The organism is Rhizobium sp. 22-785-1 (assembly GCF_053521965.1).
Window position 1 is genome coordinate 79,600 of record NZ_JBNWDI010000007.1, and the last position, 19,372, is coordinate 98,971.

Below are 19,372 nucleotides of genomic sequence, written 5' to 3' on the forward strand. Positions count from 1 at the left end.
TGAGAATTCAGTCTGGCGCGCTTATAGGCGGTCGGCTGATAACCGTCAACAGGTGCAAAAAAGCTGACTTCAAAAATAGTTATTAAAAATCAGTTAGTTGTATGTGTGGTTTTATGATACCACACAAAATAGTGGTAATTTCAGCTGAGCCTCATGATCAGAACACCAGATGCGATGACGCCGCCGGCGACATAGCGCCAGACGCTGGCCTTTTCTTTCAGAAGGAAAACCGAGATCACGATGGCAAAAAGGATGGATGTTTCGCGCAATGCTGCCACCACGGCCACCGGTGCCTTTGTCATAGCCCAGAGTGCAAGGCCGTAGGACAAAATAGAGCCGCCGCCTCCGGCAAGACCGCGCCACCAGTTGCGTCTCACATGCTGCATGACAGGCAGATAGCCACGTTGATAAAAGGCATATGAGAACAGGAGGAGGGGCGGCAGCAGGGACATCCACAGCGTGTAGGATATGGCGTTGCCGGATCGGCGCGCGCCCACGCCATCGACAAATGTGTAACCAGCGATCACCACTGCATTTGCCAGTGCCAGCAGGATCGCCTTTCGGCCTCCACGTCGCGCTTCGAAGGCGAGCGTCAGAATTCCCGCGGAAATGACGGCAATCCCTATAAAGGCTGGAGTACTGAGCCGCTCATCGAGAAACAGACTGCTGCTGGCGGCCACGATCAGCGGCGCGACGCCGCGCATGACCGGATAGACGAGACCAATATCGCCAACGGTGTAGGCGGCTGCCACAAGTCGAAAATAGGCGAACTGTAGAAATGCCGAGGCAACCAGAAACGGAACGGCGACAAATCCAGGCAGGGGTAGAAAAGGCAGAAAGGGAATGCAGCAGATCGCCGCGCCTGCCGCAATCAAAGATGCATCAAGCGCCTTGTCGGAACCCGATTTCACGAGAGCGTTCCATGACGCATGCAGAAGCGCGCCAAGAAGGACTAGCAGCAGGACATCAAGCGACAAGGGCGACTCACGGAGCGTCTGAATGAAAGTGGAACTTTAGAGCATGACGCACAAAAGTGTTGGACGTTTTTACGGTGACTGCCTGCCTATCTTTATGTGCATACGCTGCGAGGCCGGATGATCATGCATTGTTTTTGATCGGCTGGCTCTGCGGCCAATATTCAACCTCAAAACACAACCTATACAGGTGTAAGCGGCGTAATCGAGTGATGCCTTTGGAACTTTTTTCGCCTAATTAAGATTTTTACGTATCTCAAACGTTTCAGAATGGGATTTGTTATGGAAAAAACATAAATTACTAATGTAACTATAAGTAGCTGCTAAAATGCCTGTGAACGAAATTGGAACAAATGTGGTACGATTGGGCATTCCGATGGCTGCCGAATTAAAAGGCAACGTGTGATGCAAATTTGGGCAACGTTTTTGCTGGCAGAGAATCTGTAAAGTGAGCCAGCCTCCTGAGGGTATGGCCTCATGGTGTAAGATAGGAGACTAGCATGATGGATCACGAACACTACGCTGACGAAGACATTCGCCGGATTTTGATGGACGTCGAGACGATCGCGCTTGTCGGCGCTTCGCCCAATTCGGCGAGGCCTAGTTACGGGGTCATGTCATTCCTTCTGTCAAAAGGCTACACGGTCTTACCGGTCAACCCGGGACAGGAGGGCAAGGAAATCCTCGGGCAGAAAGTATACGCCAAGCTTGCCGACATCCCAGTGCCGGTGGATATGGTCGACGTCTTCCGTGCTTCGGAGTATCTCTCTGGCGTTGTGGAGGAGGTGATCCACATGTCGCCCCGGCCCAAGGTTCTTTGGGCGCAATTGGGCGTGAAGGACCACGACGCCGCGGCCAAGGGCGAGCATTACGGTTTGGAAGTGATTATGGATCGGTGCCCTGCCATTGAGTATCCTCGTCTCAATATTGCGCGATAGTTAGGACAAGCGGCTCTTATCATTCGTGCTTGACGCGATATGATCCCTTCGTGCTTGTTTAAAAAAGACAGCTGGAGGGACACCATGTCAGATCATACGCCAGGCTTTTCCACCCTTGCCATTCATGCCGGGGCGCAGCCGGACCCGACCACCGGCGCGCGCGCCACTCCTATCTATCAGACGACTGCCTATGCGTTTCGCGATTCCGACCACGCCGCAGCCCTTTTCGGGCTGAAGGAGTTTGGAAACATCTATACCCGCATTATGAACCCCACCCAGGCGGTGCTCGAAGAGCGTGTCGCCGCGCTCGAAGGGGGTACCGCTGCCCTTGCGGTGGCCTCCGGCCACGCGGCGCAATTGCTTGTCTTTCACACGCTTTTACAATCCGGTGACAATTTCATTGCCGCACGCCAACTCTATGGCGGCTCGATCAATCAGTTCGGGCATTCCTTCCAGAACTTCGGCTGGCAGGTGCGCTGGGCGGATGCCGCCGATCCGGTGAATTTTGAAAGTCAGATCGACGAGCGGACAAAGGCAATCTTTATCGAAAGTCTTGCCAATCCGGGCGGCACATTCGTCGATATCGCGGCTATTGCCGAGGTGGCGCACAGGCATGGCCTGCCGCTGATCGTCGACAATACCATGGCGAGCCCCTATCTCATTCGGCCGATCGAACACGGTGCCGATATCGTCGTTCATTCACTGACAAAATTCCTCGGCGGCCATGGTAACTCCATGGGCGGCATCATCGTCGATGGCGGAACGTTCGACTGGTCCGCATCCGACAAATTTCCCGCCCTATCGCAGCCGCGTCCAGAATATTCGGGAGTCGTTCTGCATCAGACCTTCGGTAACTTTGCCTTTGCCATTGCCACCCGTGTTCTTGGCCTACGCGATCTAGGCCCGTCGATTTCGCCGTTCAATGCCTTCCTAATTCTCACCGGCATCGAAACCCTGCCGCTGCGCGTGCAGCGCCATTCGGACAATGCTCTGGCCGTGGCGCAATGGCTGAAAGCACATCCAAAGATTGGCTGGGTGCATTATGCGGGATTGGGCGATAGCGACAACCATGCTCTGCAACAACGCTATTCGCCGAAGGGCGCAGGCTCCGTATTCACTTTCGGTGTAAAGGGCGGCTACCAGGCGGGTAAATCCCTGGTGGAGGGATTGCAGCTCTTTTCGCATCTTGCCAATATCGGTGACACGCGCTCTCTGGTCATCCACCCTGCATCGACCACGCATGCTCAACTGACGCCAGAGCAACAGATTGCAGCGGGCGCTGGTCCAGATGTCGTGCGCCTCTCTATCGGCATCGAGGATGTGAAGGACATCATCGCCGATCTGGAACAGTCGCTGGCCAAAATCTGACGACCATCAATCCCGATAGCAACGATCTGAAAGGACAAGATTGCTCATGGCCTTCACACTCGATTTCAAGCCGAACGGCGATCTTTCCAAGCTCCAGCCGGAGGAGGGCGCCCCAGCGCCCGACCGTCTGATTGCGGGCAACCCCAAATTCACCAGCTGGAATATGGAGGAGGCCGAAGGCGGCATTTACGCCGGCATCTGGCAATCCACTCCCGGCAAGTGGCGAGTGGAATATGACGAGTGGGAGTACTTCAATATTTTGGAGGGCCACTCCATTCTGACCGAGGATGGTGGACACGCCATCCACCTCAGAACGGGCGACCGCCAAATCATCCGCCCAGGCTTCAAGGGAACATGGGAAGTGGTGGAGACAACCCGCAAGGATTATGTAGTCCGGCTGTAAACGGCCAAGTAGTCAGAAGGCGAAGCGCGGGTGCTTTTAATCAAAGTGTATCAGAACGAAGGTTTTGGTACACTTTCTTCGTCTTTAACTGCGCATAGCCCGAAGCTGCAAGGAACAGACCTGATCACCAAACCAAATCAAGCCTTTCAAGCCCGTGGAAGTGATAGACTTCCTTCACCGTAGGCTGGCTCGCAAGCTTCAGATGCGGCAGACGTTGAAAGAGAAGTGGCAGAACGATATTCAGTTCCAGCCGCGCCAGTGGAGCGCCGATGCAGAAATGGATGCCTGCGCCGAAGGAGAGGTTTGGAGCCTCGGTTCGGTCAGGTTTGAAGGTCAGGGGATCGCTGAATTTCTGCGGATCGAGATTGGCGGCAGCGAGGATCAGGCTAACCTTGTCGCCTCGCTCGAACCGAACGCCATCGATTTCCACCGGCTCCAGAGCCCAACGCTGGAAGATATGGACCGGCGCGCCAATGCGAAGAGTTTCTTCAACGGTCCGCTCCGTCGTCTTTTCGTCGCTGAACAGCGAATGAGTGTCGAGGCCGCTTTCGAGGATAACGCGCACCGAATTACCGATCTGGTGCACTGTCGCCTCATGCCCGGCGTTCAGGAGCACGATGGTGGTGGAAACCAGCTCTTCGTCGGTCAGAAGCTGGCCCTTATGCTCCGTATGGATCATATGGCTGAGCAGATCGTCCTTCGGCTCGGCGCGGCGTTCGGCAATGACACTGCGCACGTAATCAGCGAACTCCTTGGCGGCGTGGTCGGCAGCCACTTCGTCTTCAAGGCTGCGCTTGAACATATACATCCCGACATAGGCATGCGACCATTTGAGCAACTGTGGCCCCATCTCTTCCGGAATGCCGATCATCCTGGCAATCATCGTCACGGGAATGATGTCGGCGAAGGAGGAGAGCAGTTCCGTCTGCCCGTCCTTCGCAAAGCGGTCGATCAAACCATGCGCCAGAGCCTCAATTTCCGGCTTCATCTTCTCCACATGGCGGGACACGAAGGCGCGATTGACGAGTGTACGAAGACGGGTGTGTTCTGGAGGCTCGATCTCGAGCAGCGAATGGCGCTCAGCGGCATCGAAGTGGCGGGTATGATCAAGCGGTTCAGGCAATCCCAGCTCTTCGCGTGTGGCGATGTGCAGGATCTGACGCCCGAAGCGGCGATCACGCAAAAGCGCATTGACGTGATCATAGCCGGTAAAGAACCACTGCTTCTGCTCCTCCCAGTAGAAGGTCGGACAGTGTGCGTGCAAGAGCGCGTAAGTCGCGTTCGGATTGCCATAGAACGCCGGGTTGCGGGCGTCGAGCGATACGGTGCGTTCCTGAGGATCGATGCGGAGAAAATCGGGCATGGTGTTCATGCCCGACATCTATCGGAAACCTGTCTTCGTTGAAAGGGACTTGGAAGGCCAGGAATCGGGTCAATGACTGCCGATTGCTGCAATACGATTGAGCGCAGCCACCTGCCGGTCCGCATTGTTGTCATGCGGGTTCTCGCCCCGGTCCTCGGCCGGAAGTACGACGTTGGCCAGGCCATCATAAAAGACGGTCCTGTTACGGCCCGCGGACTTTGCAGCATAAAGGGCGCGGTCGGACATCTTCAGCATCAAATCAAGATCTGCCTCAGTCACCGGCATTGAATGAACACCGATGCTGACGGTCGAGTGAAAGCTCTCGTCGCTGGCGTCGGTGGAAAGACGCGAGAAATACATGCGAACGCCATCAACGATCCGCAACGCTGCGGTGATGTCATCATGCGGCAAAAGATAAGCGAACTCTTCTCCGCCCATACGCACAAATGTCCCTTTGCCGCCAATGATACGGTTGACGAGATCGCAGAACTGCACCAGCACCTCGTCGCCGCACTGGTGGCCGTGGCGGTCGTTGATTTTCTTGAAATGATCTATATCGAATAGCGCGATCATGAGTTGCGAAGAACGATGTTCCGGTGCTTTTTTCACCGCCGGAAATGCTTCCATCAGGCCGCGCCGATTGAGGACACCTGTCAGATGGTCCGTGACGGCCAGCCGATGCAACCGTCTTTCGTTGTCTTCCATGAACATCTTCACGGCGATCATCATCAACACGACGAAGCTGAAAGCTGCGGAATAAGCGACTGGGGCCGTCAAAGGCAGCGTCTGGCCGCTGAGCGCATTGAAAGGAATGATGAGCGCGGCGGTCAGGCCGCCCGAAAGCGCATGCAATACCAGAGCGACAGCAAAGACTTTTCGCGTGATGGTTATCGGCTGCTTGGAGGTCATCACGACGCCGGCGATCGTGATGTAGCCGATCCCGGCGCAGAAGTGATAGACGAGCACGCGTGCCAGCATGTTCTCACGCACTGCCGGCAGGAACATGACGGCGAGCCAGAGCAGCGCCGGGATCGCAATCCACCCCTCAATCTTGCGTCGTTCCAGGCGTAACATGCCTGCCAGCCAAAAACCGAAAGCCGAAAGCGCAAGGAGGTTTCCGATCACGATTGTCACAAAATCCGGAAGTTGCCCCCTCTGGGCCACCAGGGCAGAGCCCAGGCCCACCGCCGCAAAGCCGAATGAGAAGAATAGATGGTGCTTCTTCGACGGCGCATGCAGCCAGAGCATGGCCAGAAGTGCGGCAAGGGTCGATGTTTGCAGCGACCAGACTAGCATGCCTGTTTGGGCTTGAAACACTGGGCAATCCTATGTGAATTTTCACGAGCATTCGGGTGAAAGACGGCTTCACCTGCGCTGCCCAACGTCTTGTTTATCCGCATTTCGATACGTGGTGTCGCCAGACACTCTTACTAGAAACGCGAGGGGCATCATCCCACCTGCTCATTGACGTTCCTAACGGACTCCGGGCAAGTGATGCGACTTCAACGTGTATTCCGAAGATATCTGAATTTCAACGCGAAATACTGTTCAGCCATTTATTCCTTACGTAACGTAAAGAATTTGTCACACTGCAGCTCCTTAACCGCTTGTTGACCAGTCTCGGACTCAAGCGTTGATGACATGATCTGACGACCGTTGGCAGGCTGGCGTCGGTGCGGTTTCATCTCTAAGTCGTTCGAAGAATTGTCCAGCCTATTAAGGATATCCGCGGCCTCAGTCTTGAAGTGCTGACCAAGGACACTCTATGTAATGAGATGAAGAAAAGTGATTCCGGGCGCGCGGAGCTTCCGGGCTAGAATTGGATAAAGGACGGACATGACAAATCCAGTTGATACCGCCATGGCTCTGGTGCCGATGGTCGTGGAGCAAACCAATCGCGGTGAGCGCTCCTATGACATCTACTCCCGTCTTCTCAAAGAGCGCATCATCTTCCTGACAGGTCCTGTCGAAGATCACATGGCGTCGCTCGTTTGCGCCCAGCTTCTGTTCCTCGAGGCCGAGAACCCGAAGAAGGAAATCGCTCTTTATATCAACTCCCCCGGCGGCGTCGTAACCGCCGGCATGGCGATCTACGATACGATGCAGTTCATTCGCCCTGCTGTCTCCACGCTCTGCGTCGGCCAAGCGGCCTCCATGGGCTCGTTGCTTTTGGCTGCTGGCGAAAAAGGCATGCGCTTCGCGACACCGAACGCCCGTATCATGGTTCACCAGCCGTCCGGCGGCTTCCAAGGTCAGGCATCCGATATCGAGCGCCACGCTCGCGATATCATCAAGATGAAGCGTCGCCTTAATGAAGTTTACGTGAAGCACACGGGCCGTACGCTGGAAGACGTTGAAAAGACGCTCGACCGTGACCACTTCATGGATGCCGAAGAAGCGAAGGATTGGGGCGTGATCGACAAAATCCTCACCTCTCGCCAGGAAATTGAAGGCATTACCGCAAATTGATGTTGGCGTGAGTGTCTGCCGGTTTATGGTGCCGGATTGAATTCTGGGCTTTAAACCGGCAAATAAAGCGCTAATAGTACATATTAAGGCTATGTTGAATTTTTATGACGTAGTCTGAACCAAGCTCTTCCGTAGGCCGTAATGCTGTGAGGGAGAGCAGCGAAGATATACCGGAGCATGGCTGTTCCGGGGTTTTAAGGGGAATTCGTTGCCGCCGTTCGTCAGTTCATGTATCTGATACGGCTAGTACCCCGGGAACGAAGCGGATGCGAAGGCCGAAGACGGCGTCGCATTTGCAGGCGGTAAGTTGACCGCGATCCGCTTTGCGGACCTGCGGCGTGCTGGAAGGAAAGAGATATGAGCAAAGTCAGCGGCAGCAACGGCGGCGACTCGAAAAATACACTCTATTGTTCATTCTGCGGCAAGAGCCAGCACGAAGTCCGGAAACTGATTGCCGGGCCGACCGTGTTCATCTGCGATGAATGCGTCGAATTGTGCATGGACATCATCCGCGAGGAGAACAAGAGCTCAATGGTGAAGTCGCGTGAGGGTGTTCCCACCCCGCAGGACATCATCAAGATCCTCGACGAATACGTCATCGGCCAGAAACAGGCGAAGAAAATCCTCTCTGTGGCCGTTCACAATCACTACAAGCGCCTCGCGCACGCCTCCAAGAACGGCGATGTCGAACTGGCGAAATCGAACATTATGCTCGTTGGCCCGACGGGTTGCGGCAAGACCTATCTTGCCCAGACGCTGGCGCGCATCATCGATGTTCCCTTCACCATGGCGGACGCGACGACGTTGACCGAAGCCGGTTATGTCGGTGAAGACGTCGAAAACATCATTCTGAAGCTGCTCCAAGCTGCCGATTACAACGTCGAGCGCGCCCAGCGCGGTATCGTCTACATCGACGAAGTGGACAAGATTTCCCGCAAGTCGGACAATCCTTCCATCACCCGCGATGTATCGGGCGAGGGCGTGCAGCAAGCGCTTCTGAAGATCATGGAAGGCACGGTCGCATCCGTTCCACCGCAGGGCGGACGCAAGCATCCGCAGCAAGAATTCCTGCAGGTGGATACGACGAACATTCTCTTCATCTGCGGCGGTGCCTTTGCCGGTCTCGACAAGATCATCTCTGCCCGTGGCGAAAAGACCTCGATCGGCTTCGGCGCAACGGTCAAAGCCGAAGACGATCGCCGCGTTGGCGAAGTGCTGCGTGAACTTGAGCCGGAAGATCTGGTGAAGTTCGGTCTCATTCCGGAATTCATCGGTCGTCTGCCGGTGCTGGCAACGCTGGAAGATCTCGACGAGGATGCGCTGATCCAGATCCTGTCCGAGCCGAAGAACGCTTTGGTCAAGCAGTATCAGCGTCTGTTCGAGATGGAAGATGTCGAGCTGACCTTCCATGAAGACGCACTGCGCGAAATCGCTCGTAAGGCGATCACTCGCAAGACTGGCGCGCGCGGACTGCGTTCCATCATGGAAAAGATCCTGCTCGATACCATGTTCGACCTTCCGACGTTGGAAGGTGTTCGAGAAGTGGTCATTTCGGATGAAGTTGTCAGCGGCCTTGCGCGCCCGCTCTACATCTATGCCGATCGTCAGGACGAAAAGGCGAATGTTTCGGCCTAATCGTCAAGCCGGACGCATCTGGAATTAAGAAGGCTCGCCATTGGCGGGCCTTTTTTCTGCGTTGAGGTCTGCCGTGAAAATATCGGCAGGTTTTCCTCAGTCTGTAAGACGCAACGCGAATTGCAGGTGGGGCAGGGATGCTGGAGGGGCTCGGCACTTTGTGCTTGATGAAGCGCAAATAACCGACCTATCTCCCGATTTTAAATTTGAAGAAAATTACGCTTTGCTGATAAGATGTTACGAGTCATTTTGTCTGATGGTGGATGTTCTCGCGAATATCGTGCATCAAACCCGCGCTCAATGGGCCAGTGAGATGCGGGCTGTGTAAGCGTTTTGGAGCCCGCGCGTTTGTTAAGCGCAACTTGTCCAAACATTGTAAGCGGGCTGTTGGTTCCCGTGACTTGAAAATGACGGTGCGAAACGCCACTTTCAGTCACGAATAAGAATATGCCGGAAACTTCCCAAGACGTCCGGCAAGCGTCCCTAACCGGGACCATGGAAAGGAAATGATATGACGAACATCACGTCTGCTGCATCTGGCGGTACCTATCCCGTACTCCCTCTGCGCGACATTGTCGTTTTCCCGCATATGATCGTTCCACTCTTCGTCGGACGCGAAAAGTCTATCCGTGCGCTCGAGGAAGTCATGGGCTCCGACAGGCAGATCATGCTTGTGACCCAGATCAACGCCAGCGACGATGATCCCGATCCATCGGCCATTCATAAGGTCGGCACAGTGGCGAACGTTCTGCAGTTGCTGAAGCTGCCCGACGGCACCGTCAAGGTTCTGGTCGAGGGCAAGGGCCGCGCCAAGATCGACGAATACACTGGCCGAGAAGACTTCTACGAAGCGACGGCATCAATCCTGAGCGAACCGGACGAAGATCCTGTCGAAATCGAAGCTCTGTCGCGCTCTGTGGTGTCCGAGTTCGAGAGCTACGTAAAGCTCAACAAGAAGATTTCCCCGGAAGTCGTTGGTGCTGCTGGACAAATTGACGATTACTCGAAACTCGCAGATACGGTCGCATCGCATCTCTCCATCAAGATTACCGAAAAGCAGGAAATGCTTGAGACGGTAAGCGTGAAGCAGCGTCTGGAAAAGGCTCTCGGCTTCATGGAAGGCGAGATTTCCGTTCTGCAGGTGGAGAAGCGTATCCGCTCGCGCGTCAAGCGCCAGATGGAAAAGACCCAGCGCGAATACTACCTCAACGAGCAGATGAAGGCGATCCAGAAGGAGCTCGGCGACGGCGAAGACGGCCGTGACGAGATGGCTGAACTGGAAGAGCGCATCGCCAAGACCAAGCTCTCCAAGGAGGCCAAGGAAAAGGCTGAGGCGGAGATGAAGAAGCTGCGCCAGATGAGCCCGATGTCGGCGGAAGCCACCGTCGTGCGCAACTATCTGGATTGGCTGCTTGGTCTGCCATGGGGTAAGAAGTCGAAGGTCAAGGTCGATTTGAACGCTGCCGAGCAGGTGCTGGATCTCGATCACTTCGGTCTCGATAAGGTTAAGGAACGCATCGTCGAATATCTGGCCGTGCAGGCCCGCGCGACGAAGATCCGCGGCCCGATCCTGTGCCTTGTTGGCCCTCCAGGCGTTGGTAAGACCTCGCTTGCAAAGTCCATCGCCAAGGCAACCGGCCGCGAATATGTTCGCATGGCGCTCGGTGGCGTTCGTGACGAAGCTGAGATCCGCGGTCACCGTAGGACCTATATCGGCTCCATGCCGGGCAAGATCGTCCAGTCGATGAAGAAGGCCAAGAAGGCAAACCCGCTCTTCCTGCTCGACGAAATCGACAAGATGGGCATGGATTTCCGTGGCGATCCGTCGTCGGCGCTGCTCGAGGTGCTGGATCCGGAACAGAACTCCACGTTCATGGACCACTACCTGGAAGTGGAATACGACCTGTCAGACGTCATGTTCGTGACGACCGCCAACACGCTCAATATTCCTGGCCCCCTGATGGACCGTATGGAAGTGATTCGTATTGCCGGCTACACGGAAGACGAAAAGCGCGAAATCGCCAAGCGGCACCTGCTGCCCAAGGCAATCAAGGAACATGCCCTGCGTCCGGAAGAATTTTCCGTGACGGATGGCGCCTTAATGGCCGTAATCCAGCAGTACACCCGCGAAGCCGGTGTTCGTAACTTCGAGCGTGAGCTGATGAAGCTTGCCCGCAAAGCCGTCACCGAAATCATCAAGGGCAAGACCAAGTCGGTCGAGGTCACGGCAGACAACATCCACGACTATCTGGGTGTGCCGCGCTTCCGCCATGGCGAGGCAGAGCGTGAGGATCAGGTTGGCGTGGTAACGGGTCTTGCCTGGACCGAGGTGGGTGGCGAGTTGCTGACCATCGAAGGCGTGATGATGCCGGGCAAGGGTCGTATGACCGTGACCGGCAATTTGAAGGAAGTGATGAAGGAATCCATCTCGGCGGCGGCATCCTATGTCCGTTCGCGTGCGGTCGATTTCGGCATCGAGCCGCCACGCTTCGACAAGAGCGACATCCACGTTCACGTGCCGGAAGGCGCAACGCCGAAGGACGGTCCGTCCGCAGGGGTCGCCATGGCAACGGCCATTGTTTCCATCATGACGGGTATTCCTGTTTCGAAGGATGTGGCGATGACCGGTGAGATCACGCTTCGCGGCCGTGTCCTGCCGATTGGTGGGTTGAAAGAAAAGCTGCTCGCAGCGCTTCGCGGCGGCATCAAGAAGGTGCTGATCCCGGAGGAGAACGCCAAGGATCTGGCGGACATTCCGGACAACGTGAAGAACGGTATGGAGATCATTCCGGTATCGCGCATGGGTGAGGTTCTGGAGCATGCTCTGACCCGCAAACCTGAGCCGATCGAGTGGGATGGAAGCATTGAGACGCCGGTCATTGCGACCGTTGAAGGTGTCGATGACGGCAGCCAGACCATCGCTCATTAAGATTTCGAGCGATCTATGGTGCTAAATTAGCACAGAACTTCTGGAAGGCCGGCAGAAATGCCGGCCTTTTTTGTGAAAAGATTACGAGACCTCTTGTTTTTCAGGCGATTCCGTCGCTTTTGGGTGGCGGTGCGCGAATAGAACTCTATTCTGCGCGGACCTGATTTTGAGTCGTTTCATACCACTGAAAGGGATGGAAACATGAACAAGAACGAGCTCGTTTCCGCAGTTGCCGAGAAGGCTGGCCTGTCCAAGGCTGACGCCGCTTCTGCCGTTGACGCCGTATTTGAAACTGTACAGAACGAACTGAAGGCTGGTGGCGACATTCGTCTTGCTGGCTTTGGTAGCTTCAGCGTCAGCCACCGCAAGGCAACCAAGGGCCGCAACCCGGCGACCCGCGAAGAGGTCGATATTCCTGCTCGCAACGTCCCCAAATTCTCCGCAGGCAAGGGCCTGAAGGACGCGGTCAATAGCTGATCCGTCCAGACTTCGTGATTCAACGAAGGCGATTTTTATTTCGATGTTTTGCAAGCCCGGCCTTAGCGCCGGGCTTTCTTTTGCGCCAGCTTGCGTTGCGTTCAGTCCTGTCATACTCCTCTTTCGCCGGTTTTTCCGGCATTCGTTCTCAGGGCGGGGTGAAATTCCCCACCGGCGGTAATGGGGAAGCCTCAAGCCCGCGAGCGCCTGTTCTCCTTGAGATGGCAGGGTCAGCAGATCCGGTGCAATTCCGGAGCCGACGGTCATAGTCCGGATGAAAGAGAATGAGGTCAGGTGACTGCCCCGGAGTGCGAAAGCACATTCGGGAGCGGTTGTGCGTTTTATCGTATCTTTCGCGATGCGGTTCTCGTCGTCCTCATCTGTCCTGATTTATGTTGGTCCTTTTTGATAAGGAAGCATGGCATGAATCAGAGTTCCGTTTCGCTCTTGCGCTCCCGGGCCGTTCTCGGCGCCGGTTTCATGGTTCTGGCGGGTATCGCCTTTGCCGCTATCAACATCATCACCCAAGAGCTTGCGATGACGCTCGGCTTCCCGCCGGCGTCGACAGCCTTTTGGCAATATGGCTTTGCTCTTGTCCTCTCACTGCCTTTACTGATCCGGTTGGGGCTGAGCGCTATGAGGACGGCTTATCCCTTTCGCCATATCGTCCGGGTCCTGCTTGCCGCCCTCGGCGTTCAGGCCTGGGTGATGGGGCTTGTTACCGTGCCAATCTGGCAAGCAATCGCGCTGGTTATGACGTCGCCTTTTTTCATCATCATCGGAGCGCGCCTCTTCCTCGGGGAAACGGTCGGCCGCGACCGATGGCTGGCGACGCTTACCGGTTTTATCGGGGCGATGATTATTCTGCAGCCTTGGTCTGACAGCTTCACCATGTCCGCGCTGCTACCGGTTCTTTCCGCACTTCTATGGGGCGGATCGTCGCTCATCATGAAGAACCTGACCCATCACGAAGCGCCAGAAACAGTGACGGTTTGGCTGCTTGTTCTGCTGACGCCGATCAATGCAGGGCTCGCCGCAGCATCCGGCTTCGCGCTTCCACAGGGGCTCAGTCTCTGGCTGCTGCTTGCCGCAGGCTTGCTGACTGCCTTGGGACAATATTTGCTCACGCTGGCTTACAACGCCGCCGATGCTGCCTACGTCCAGCCATTCGACGACCTGAAGCTGCCACTTAACGTCTTTGCGGGCTGGTTTGTCTTTGGCTACGCACCAAGCGGCTATCTCTGGCTGGGCGCTTTTCTTATTCTCTGCGCCTCGCTCTTCCTTATGTTGCGCGAGGCAAGAAAGGAAACACCGGCGGCGTCTTGATGGCAATTTAACGGAAGCCGGTCGCACCGCGTCCGGCAACCTCAGCAAACGCCCACATGTCACGGCACACAGGCGTCGAAGGCATTTTCTTGTCGCCTGTATGAGAGGCACCAGACAAGATTAAGAATCGCAGTTGATGGACTTGGATAACCCAGCGCAGCGAACGACTTCGAAAATGACAGAGACAGAATGTTCGCTATCGGACGGGTGAGCACTGTGTTCGGCAACGCGTTCTTTTCTGAATGAAAAGGAAGAGCTTAAGTCTCTAACGCTGCTTGTCCTGATTCTCCGAATCGTACTGAACCCATCGAAAAAAGAAGTAGATAGGAAGCGCAATAAGCGCCAAAGTGACGAGGGTGTGTGCTGACATGGTTCATCCCATTACTACGTGTCCTCATCATGAGGACGACGAGATACTTATGAGCTGAAACATCTTTATAATTCTTGAATCGATCTACAGGCGAAACGACCGATTCTGGGACAATTGTATAAGCCAATTGAAGTAGTTTGCATCAATACCACTTTCCATACGGCGGCTTGCCGCAATTGAGTGCATAGCGATATTCAAACTCACTAGCGGCGGTCAAAAGCTTGAAGCCGATAACAGAGCACCATGCCCAAAATGTAAATTCGAATGGAGGGATAGATGGTGGGCGATGAGAGACTCGAAATCTCCAGCGGATCCCATTACATACTGAATTCGTTTATTAATTTCGCGCCGGTTTGAAGGTCTGTGTACCAGAGCGGTGCGTTAGGTGCAACCGGTGTGGCTGCGGTTCTTCACTGCCATCGCAGCTCCAACGTGAGTTGAAGTGCAAATTGGATTGTGCCACCTCTAGTAAACCTTGGGACTGATTGTATGGAGGTGGAGTGAAAGCATTTCAACGACGCCCCGCAAGAAGTGCGCCATGTCCTTGCGGCAGTGGCAAGAAGTTTAAACACTGCCACGGAGCTGTCTCGCGCCCTGAAGGAACTACTCCAGATCCGCTTACTCAACGCCTTGTCGCGGAGCGGGCGAGAGCAGCTGAACTCGCTCGGAAACTGCAACACGGATACGGGCGTCCGCTCGTCTCGTTCGTCTTCAATGGTCAGCGGTTCGTCGCGGTTGGAACTCGCGTAATCGGCTCGCCACGTTGGCGCTTTTTCTCGGACTTCCTGTTAGCGAACCTGAGAGGCGTTTTGGGCAGCGAATGGATTTCAAGCTTGTCCGCGACTATGCCAGACCATCCGCTGCTGAGGTGGTTGGGGAAGCTGGAAGCGAAATTTGCTGAGGTTGGAGGAGGCGCGAAGATAGATGTCGTGGGGTGGGTCTCAGCGCTTAACCGGTTAAGCTACGCGGTTTACCTGATCGAGCACAACGACAAGCTTCCAAATTCCCTATTGAAACGACTACGACAGTCTGCGCAGTTCGATGCCGCATGTTATGAGGCGATCGTGGCGTCTGCGTTCGCTATCGCTGGAGCCAGTGTCGATGGTGCCGAAGACGGACGGGCTGGGAACAAGCCGACGCCAGAATTCTACGCTTCATTCAGTGGTCGTGACCGTTATTCCGTCGAAGCGAAACGGAAGAAGTCTTGGCAGAACCAGTTTGACCCCTCCAACGAAGATTTCGTTAATGAACTGCGGCGCTGGATACGTGACAAGATTTACGCAGCATCAAAGAAGCGGCTGACAAATCCAGTGTATTGGCTCGAACTTAGTTTGGGAGTGGAGCTGACGCGCGAAGATGCAGAATTACTACAGAAATTGGTTGGTTCTGCCGTTGGCGAAGCTGAAGACTTAACAGTTGGGGGGACACCTGCGGAACCTGCCTATGTCGTGGTGACTAACAATCCAGACTTTGCGAGCGACGAAATCCGCTCAATCACAAACTTTGCCCTTCTGGGCGGCTATCGGATGCCAGACTTCAGGGAAGGGGTGGTCGACATAGAAACGGCATTAGAGCGGCACGACAAGCATCGTCCGATTAGGCGTGTCCTGGAATGCATGGAGGAGGTGCAGCAGGTGCCAATCCGCTTCGACGTTGTGCCGGATGAGCTAATTGATGAGCAGGGGGTTCCGCTGCCAGTCGCCGGCATCGGGGATCGGATTGTCTACCCTTGCGCTGATGGGAGTGAAAGCACGGGACTGATCACCGAGGCGACAGTCGGAGGAGAGGATGTCTTCTACGTAGTTGCTGACGAGAAAGACGGAAAGCAGGTTATCGTCAAAAGCCCGCTGACTGAGCCCGAGAAACGGGCCGTCCAAACATACGGCAACACGATCTTCGGGAAACCGGAGCTACCGCAGACTAACACAAATGATCCCATGCGCTTTTATGACCGCATGTTGGAGATCTTCCAAGATTATCCCCGAGAAGCGCTACTGCGGCAGCTCGAGGGCCATCCACAGCGTAAGGACTTCGAGAATTTGCCCCGAACCGCGCTCGTGAGCCGTGCTGCGCGTGAACTCACGAAAGTGGTTGTTGCACGGGCTGACGCGGACAATGCATTAGGGGTTGGCCACAGTAGGAGAGCGGGGGAGAGCAATAATGAAGTGGCTTAGTTGGTTGCTGTTAAGCTGGCCGTGCGTCGCGCTTGCTGATGAAGCGGAAATGCTGAAGTACAGAGATTTTCTTCCAGCTCAGATCGCCAGCATTAGCGAAGAGGAAAGAAAGCAATCCGTCCCTATCGCTTACATCGAAGCTACGAATTTAGCCCTGTCGGACTTCGGGCCTGATGTCATCCAAGCGCAGCTCAACTCACTCTTGTACAGCGGGTTAGCGGACTACTACGGGGCAAAACGGGCATTTCAGGCTGACTTGGGACAGGCTGTCACAGGCGAACTCACGGTCGGTCAAATCCACGAGTTGGGCTATCGCTCCGAACGCATAAAATTGCAGCAGGTGAACTTCTTCTCCTACGGCTATTCTCATTCCATAAATGAGAACGCCGCGACACTGCGCGGCACTGTCCAGATCATAGACGAGAAGATCGCCTATCCTATCAACTATGTGACGGTGAAGTGTTTCAGGGCTGAAGGTTATTGCAGCTACAATCAAATAGCTCTGACGTTGCCAGATCGGAACTCTTGGGCGCAGACGTACAGTGTGATCGAGGTAGCCGATGAGTTTTACCGGATCACAAGATGGGAAGGAAAACAGATCGACGCAACTCCATTTACCGTCAACCGCTGTCGCACCAATCGGCTTACGTTTAACTTTGACAGTGAGGAATTTTTTGAGGTGGTGACCAACAATTCGGTTGGGGACTGTGAAACCGAGTTAGGGGTCACAATCCCGCGCTTACAGCAGCCCAGAGTCTCTAAGATTATCGATGGGACCAAGCTGATGAATGAGGAGTTCCAACGGATCCAAACTGAAGCAACCGGCTACTACGCCTCTGCGTTCCGGCAGAGATTGCAGGAGAAGGCAGCAAAGGGCGGCAGATTGACGAAAGCGCCAACTCCCTAAGCTGATCTAAAAAACATTATCACCCCCTCGGACTCACACGCCCCATAATGCCAGCCCCTTCTCTGCTGCTGCCGGGTCTTCTTTGATCCGGTAGACCGTCTGGCGTGACAGACCTGTGGTCTTGGCGATCTCCGACACCGAAGCCCCCTTGCCGTCCATGTCCACGACCTGAGCGAGCTGGTCGCGGGTGTAGCTCGGCTTTCGCCCTTTGTAGCTGCCGTCATCCTTGGCCTTCAGTTGGGCTATAGCGGCCCGCTGAGCTTCTTTGGTTGCCTCCGCCTGTGCCTGTGCTGTGGCAGCCATGAAGGCGATCAGCGAGTCTCTGACGGCCATCTGGACGGGGTCTGTGGTCGATCCATCGAAGGTCATGTTGTTGATGATCGTCCGAATGATCACGCCCCGGCGGATGAACTCTCGGATGGTGTCCGTCACGTCAGCGTAGTTTCTGCCCAAGCGGTCCACCCAGCGGACCACCAACACATCACCGGCCCGGAGCATATCAAAGAGCCGCTTCCCTTCCGGTCGATCCTTCATCAGGACAGAGACACCAGACACACCATGATCGGCGACGACATGGTCGAAGGTGAAGCCAGCCTTCTCAGCCTGTGCTTGCTGATGATCGAGGGACTGCTCGCTGGTCGAAACGCGGGCGTAGAGGAACGTTGCCATGTGAAACTCCATGTCCGATAGGATTATGTCCACATGAAAACATGTCCGAAATAACAATGTCAATCCTAACGGACAAAAACGAATGCGTTTTTCGGATGTCCGTTGAGGTATACCCTAGCGGACGAATTTGATGACTGAGAGAACCGCTGCTATCGATTGGATCAGCAAAACACTGGAGGGACGAATGACATTCATCGGCGGGTGGCTAAGAAGCCTCGCGGACCAATACGACCGTATTGAAAATCTGGTAATCCGCGTCCTGTTTGCGCGAGCGCTACCTGCTATCGCCGGAGACAGGCTTCAGTTGGTCGGGATGTTTCGTATAATCGTCCGTGTTTCCGCCCTCATCGCAGTACTTGTCCTCGTTGTCGCTGTCCTTACACTGAACGCAAAACTGCTCGTAGTGAGTGGGATGCTGTTCGACTTGGCCGGTATTGCTAGGATTTTCATTGACGAAGAGTGGTCAGACCTTTTGTCGGCCTACACAGACGAGAATGCCTATCCCTATGGCCCTCCATCTTATGTGACACGGGAACTCTTCAAAGATGAAGATCCAGATGCGCTCGGTGAGATACCAGAACATCATGAGCCGATGGCAAGGCATTTCTATTGGAGGCGGGGCCTTGCGATGGTGTTAGTCGGCTTCCTTCTCCAGCTCATCGGGACCGTACTTGGTTGATACCAGCCTATCACCATTCACCGCAGCCCTATCCAGTGACAAAGTACCGCAGATGATCTTGGGCGGCGTGTGCGGCATTACTGGGCAGCTGGTCGGTCGTGAGATTAGCGCCACGCTGGCGCAAAATCCGGCCCATATGATGTTTCGGCGGAAGACCAGATGCCCCAGTGTTTACAGAAGCCGGCAGGGGGATGGGGGGACTTGCCAATCCTCTTTTATGATCTTGGGGTCACAGATTTTTCCTACAAACATTCCGGGTCTGGGTATGCATTTTGCACGGTCTAAGGAATGCACCCCCCTAGGGCTCTGGTGACATTGCAGGGCGAACCTTCACACGGGCTGATGATGAAGACCATGACGACCATCATGGTCACCGTGTGGAAGACCAAGGATCGATCGATGATCTCTGGTTCATGTTCACAGCCAGCGTGAGGAAGCCTTGGCAGTCTGCGGTCAATGGAAGACCAGCTGATTGTCATCCCCATGATCGGGTTCATTGCTTGTCGTCGGGGTGATTTTGCGGGGATCTCCCGCAAATTTAGGAATGACCATGGTCTTCATCCTCGTGGTCTCCTTCGATGATGACGAAGACCAATTGGCCGACTTTTCGGCTGATTGTCACGCCTCACTCTCTGGTCGTGATGTTCGATGGTCGAAGACCTGAGAACCCAGAGGCTGTACGTGACGATGG

The 19,372-nt window shown here is 55.0% G+C and carries 15 protein-coding genes and 1 riboswitch; of the genes, 11 read left to right on the top strand and 4 right to left on the bottom strand.

Annotated elements, in window-relative coordinates:
- Positions 1-140: 140 nt before the first annotated feature.
- Complete coding sequence (locus ACQZ5M_RS15165; RefSeq protein ID WP_449080177.1) at positions 141-977, bottom strand: EamA family transporter; 837 nt, start codon at positions 975-977, stop codon at positions 141-143.
- 500 nt (positions 978-1,477) lie between these two features.
- Here ACQZ5M_RS15165 and ACQZ5M_RS15170 point away from each other — a divergent pair, with 500 nt between their 5' ends.
- The 3 genes from ACQZ5M_RS15170 to ACQZ5M_RS15180 all read left to right on the top strand — a co-directional run bounded on the left by ACQZ5M_RS15170 (position 1,478) and on the right by ACQZ5M_RS15180 (position 3,683).
- Positions 1,478-1,912 carry a CoA-binding protein gene (locus tag ACQZ5M_RS15170; RefSeq protein WP_296082897.1) on the top strand — a complete coding sequence of 145 codons (435 nt, stop codon included), beginning with the start codon at positions 1,478-1,480 and terminating at the stop codon, positions 1,910-1,912.
- A gap of 84 nt (positions 1,913-1,996) precedes the next feature.
- Positions 1,997-3,280, top strand: a complete 1,284-nt coding sequence (locus ACQZ5M_RS15175; protein ID WP_449080178.1) for an O-acetylhomoserine aminocarboxypropyltransferase — start codon at positions 1,997-1,999, stop codon at positions 3,278-3,280.
- A gap of 46 nt (positions 3,281-3,326) precedes the next feature.
- Complete coding sequence (locus tag ACQZ5M_RS15180) at positions 3,327-3,683, top strand: cupin domain-containing protein (RefSeq protein ID WP_449080179.1); 357 nt, start codon at positions 3,327-3,329, stop codon at positions 3,681-3,683.
- 124 nt (positions 3,684-3,807) lie between these two features.
- Here the strand turns inward: ACQZ5M_RS15180 and ACQZ5M_RS15185 are convergent, their stop codons facing one another.
- Both ACQZ5M_RS15185 and ACQZ5M_RS15190 read right to left on the bottom strand, forming a co-directional pair.
- Positions 3,808-5,055, bottom strand: a complete 1,248-nt coding sequence (locus tag ACQZ5M_RS15185) for a cytochrome P450 (RefSeq protein ID WP_449080180.1) — start codon at positions 5,053-5,055, stop codon at positions 3,808-3,810.
- A 60-nt stretch (positions 5,056-5,115) separates the two neighbouring features.
- Positions 5,116-6,363, bottom strand: coding sequence for a GGDEF domain-containing protein (locus tag ACQZ5M_RS15190; protein ID WP_449080181.1), 1,248 nt, complete (start codon positions 6,361-6,363; stop codon positions 5,116-5,118).
- Between the two features lie 519 nt (positions 6,364-6,882).
- Here ACQZ5M_RS15190 and clpP point away from each other — a divergent pair.
- From clpP to ACQZ5M_RS15225, 7 genes are all read left to right on the top strand, one after another.
- Positions 6,883-7,515, top strand: coding sequence for an ATP-dependent Clp endopeptidase proteolytic subunit ClpP (gene clpP / locus ACQZ5M_RS15195; protein WP_296020857.1), 633 nt, complete (start codon positions 6,883-6,885; stop codon positions 7,513-7,515).
- A gap of 357 nt (positions 7,516-7,872) precedes the next feature.
- Positions 7,873-9,150, top strand: coding sequence for an ATP-dependent Clp protease ATP-binding subunit ClpX (clpX, locus tag ACQZ5M_RS15200; protein WP_296038183.1), 1,278 nt, complete (start codon positions 7,873-7,875; stop codon positions 9,148-9,150).
- Between the two features lie 511 nt (positions 9,151-9,661).
- Entirely contained in the window at positions 9,662-12,079 is a 2,418-nt protein-coding gene (gene lon, locus ACQZ5M_RS15205) for an endopeptidase La (protein WP_296020860.1), read from the top strand.
- Positions 12,080-12,280: 201 nt separating this feature from the next.
- Positions 12,281-12,556 carry a DNA-binding protein HupB gene (gene hupB, locus ACQZ5M_RS15210; protein WP_062425544.1) on the top strand — a complete coding sequence of 92 codons (276 nt, stop codon included), beginning with the start codon at positions 12,281-12,283 and terminating at the stop codon, positions 12,554-12,556.
- A gap of 140 nt (positions 12,557-12,696) precedes the next feature.
- Positions 12,697-12,846, top strand: a riboswitch (FMN riboswitch).
- A gap of 133 nt (positions 12,847-12,979) precedes the next feature.
- Complete coding sequence (locus tag ACQZ5M_RS15215) at positions 12,980-13,882, top strand: DMT family transporter (RefSeq protein WP_449080182.1); 903 nt, start codon at positions 12,980-12,982, stop codon at positions 13,880-13,882.
- 870 nt (positions 13,883-14,752) lie between these two features.
- A complete protein-coding gene (locus ACQZ5M_RS15220; protein ID WP_449080183.1) occupies positions 14,753-16,426 on the top strand; it encodes a YecA family protein in 1,674 nt (557 codons plus the stop codon).
- A complete protein-coding gene (locus ACQZ5M_RS15225; protein ID WP_449080184.1) occupies positions 16,413-17,333 on the top strand; it encodes a peptidoglycan-binding domain-containing protein in 921 nt (306 codons plus the stop codon). The genes ACQZ5M_RS15220 and ACQZ5M_RS15225 overlap by 14 nt, the downstream gene beginning before the upstream one ends.
- A 33-nt stretch (positions 17,334-17,366) precedes the next feature.
- Here the strand turns inward: ACQZ5M_RS15225 and ACQZ5M_RS15230 are convergent, their stop codons facing one another.
- Positions 17,367-18,002 carry a recombinase family protein gene (locus tag ACQZ5M_RS15230; protein WP_449080185.1) on the bottom strand — a complete coding sequence of 212 codons (636 nt, stop codon included), beginning with the start codon at positions 18,000-18,002 and terminating at the stop codon, positions 17,367-17,369.
- Between the two features lie 184 nt (positions 18,003-18,186).
- Between ACQZ5M_RS15230 and ACQZ5M_RS15235 the strand changes: the two genes are divergently transcribed.
- Positions 18,187-18,681: a hypothetical protein gene (locus ACQZ5M_RS15235; protein ID WP_449080186.1), complete on the top strand. Its 495-nt coding sequence runs from the start codon at positions 18,187-18,189 to the stop codon at positions 18,679-18,681.
- Positions 18,682-19,372: the final 691 nt, after the last annotated feature.

Coding starts and splice junctions, on each gene's coding strand:
- ACQZ5M_RS15235 (WP_449080186.1), top strand. CDS start 18,187: ATGACATTCATCGGCGGGTGGCTAAGAAGCCTCGCGGACCAATACGAC.
- clpP (WP_296020857.1), top strand. CDS start 6,883: ATGACAAATCCAGTTGATACCGCCATGGCTCTGGTGCCGATGGTCGTG.
- ACQZ5M_RS15230 (WP_449080185.1), bottom strand. CDS start 18,002: ATGGCAACGTTCCTCTACGCCCGCGTTTCGACCAGCGAGCAGTCCCTC.
- lon (WP_296020860.1), top strand. CDS start 9,662: ATGACGAACATCACGTCTGCTGCATCTGGCGGTACCTATCCCGTACTC.
- ACQZ5M_RS15175 (WP_449080178.1), top strand. CDS start 1,997: ATGTCAGATCATACGCCAGGCTTTTCCACCCTTGCCATTCATGCCGGG.
- ACQZ5M_RS15170 (WP_296082897.1), top strand. CDS start 1,478: ATGGATCACGAACACTACGCTGACGAAGACATTCGCCGGATTTTGATG.
- ACQZ5M_RS15185 (WP_449080180.1), bottom strand. CDS start 5,055: ATGAACACCATGCCCGATTTTCTCCGCATCGATCCTCAGGAACGCACC.
- ACQZ5M_RS15215 (WP_449080182.1), top strand. CDS start 12,980: ATGAATCAGAGTTCCGTTTCGCTCTTGCGCTCCCGGGCCGTTCTCGGC.
- clpX (WP_296038183.1), top strand. CDS start 7,873: ATGAGCAAAGTCAGCGGCAGCAACGGCGGCGACTCGAAAAATACACTC.
- hupB (WP_062425544.1), top strand. CDS start 12,281: ATGAACAAGAACGAGCTCGTTTCCGCAGTTGCCGAGAAGGCTGGCCTG.
- ACQZ5M_RS15225 (WP_449080184.1), top strand. CDS start 16,413: ATGAAGTGGCTTAGTTGGTTGCTGTTAAGCTGGCCGTGCGTCGCGCTT.
- ACQZ5M_RS15180 (WP_449080179.1), top strand. CDS start 3,327: ATGGCCTTCACACTCGATTTCAAGCCGAACGGCGATCTTTCCAAGCTC.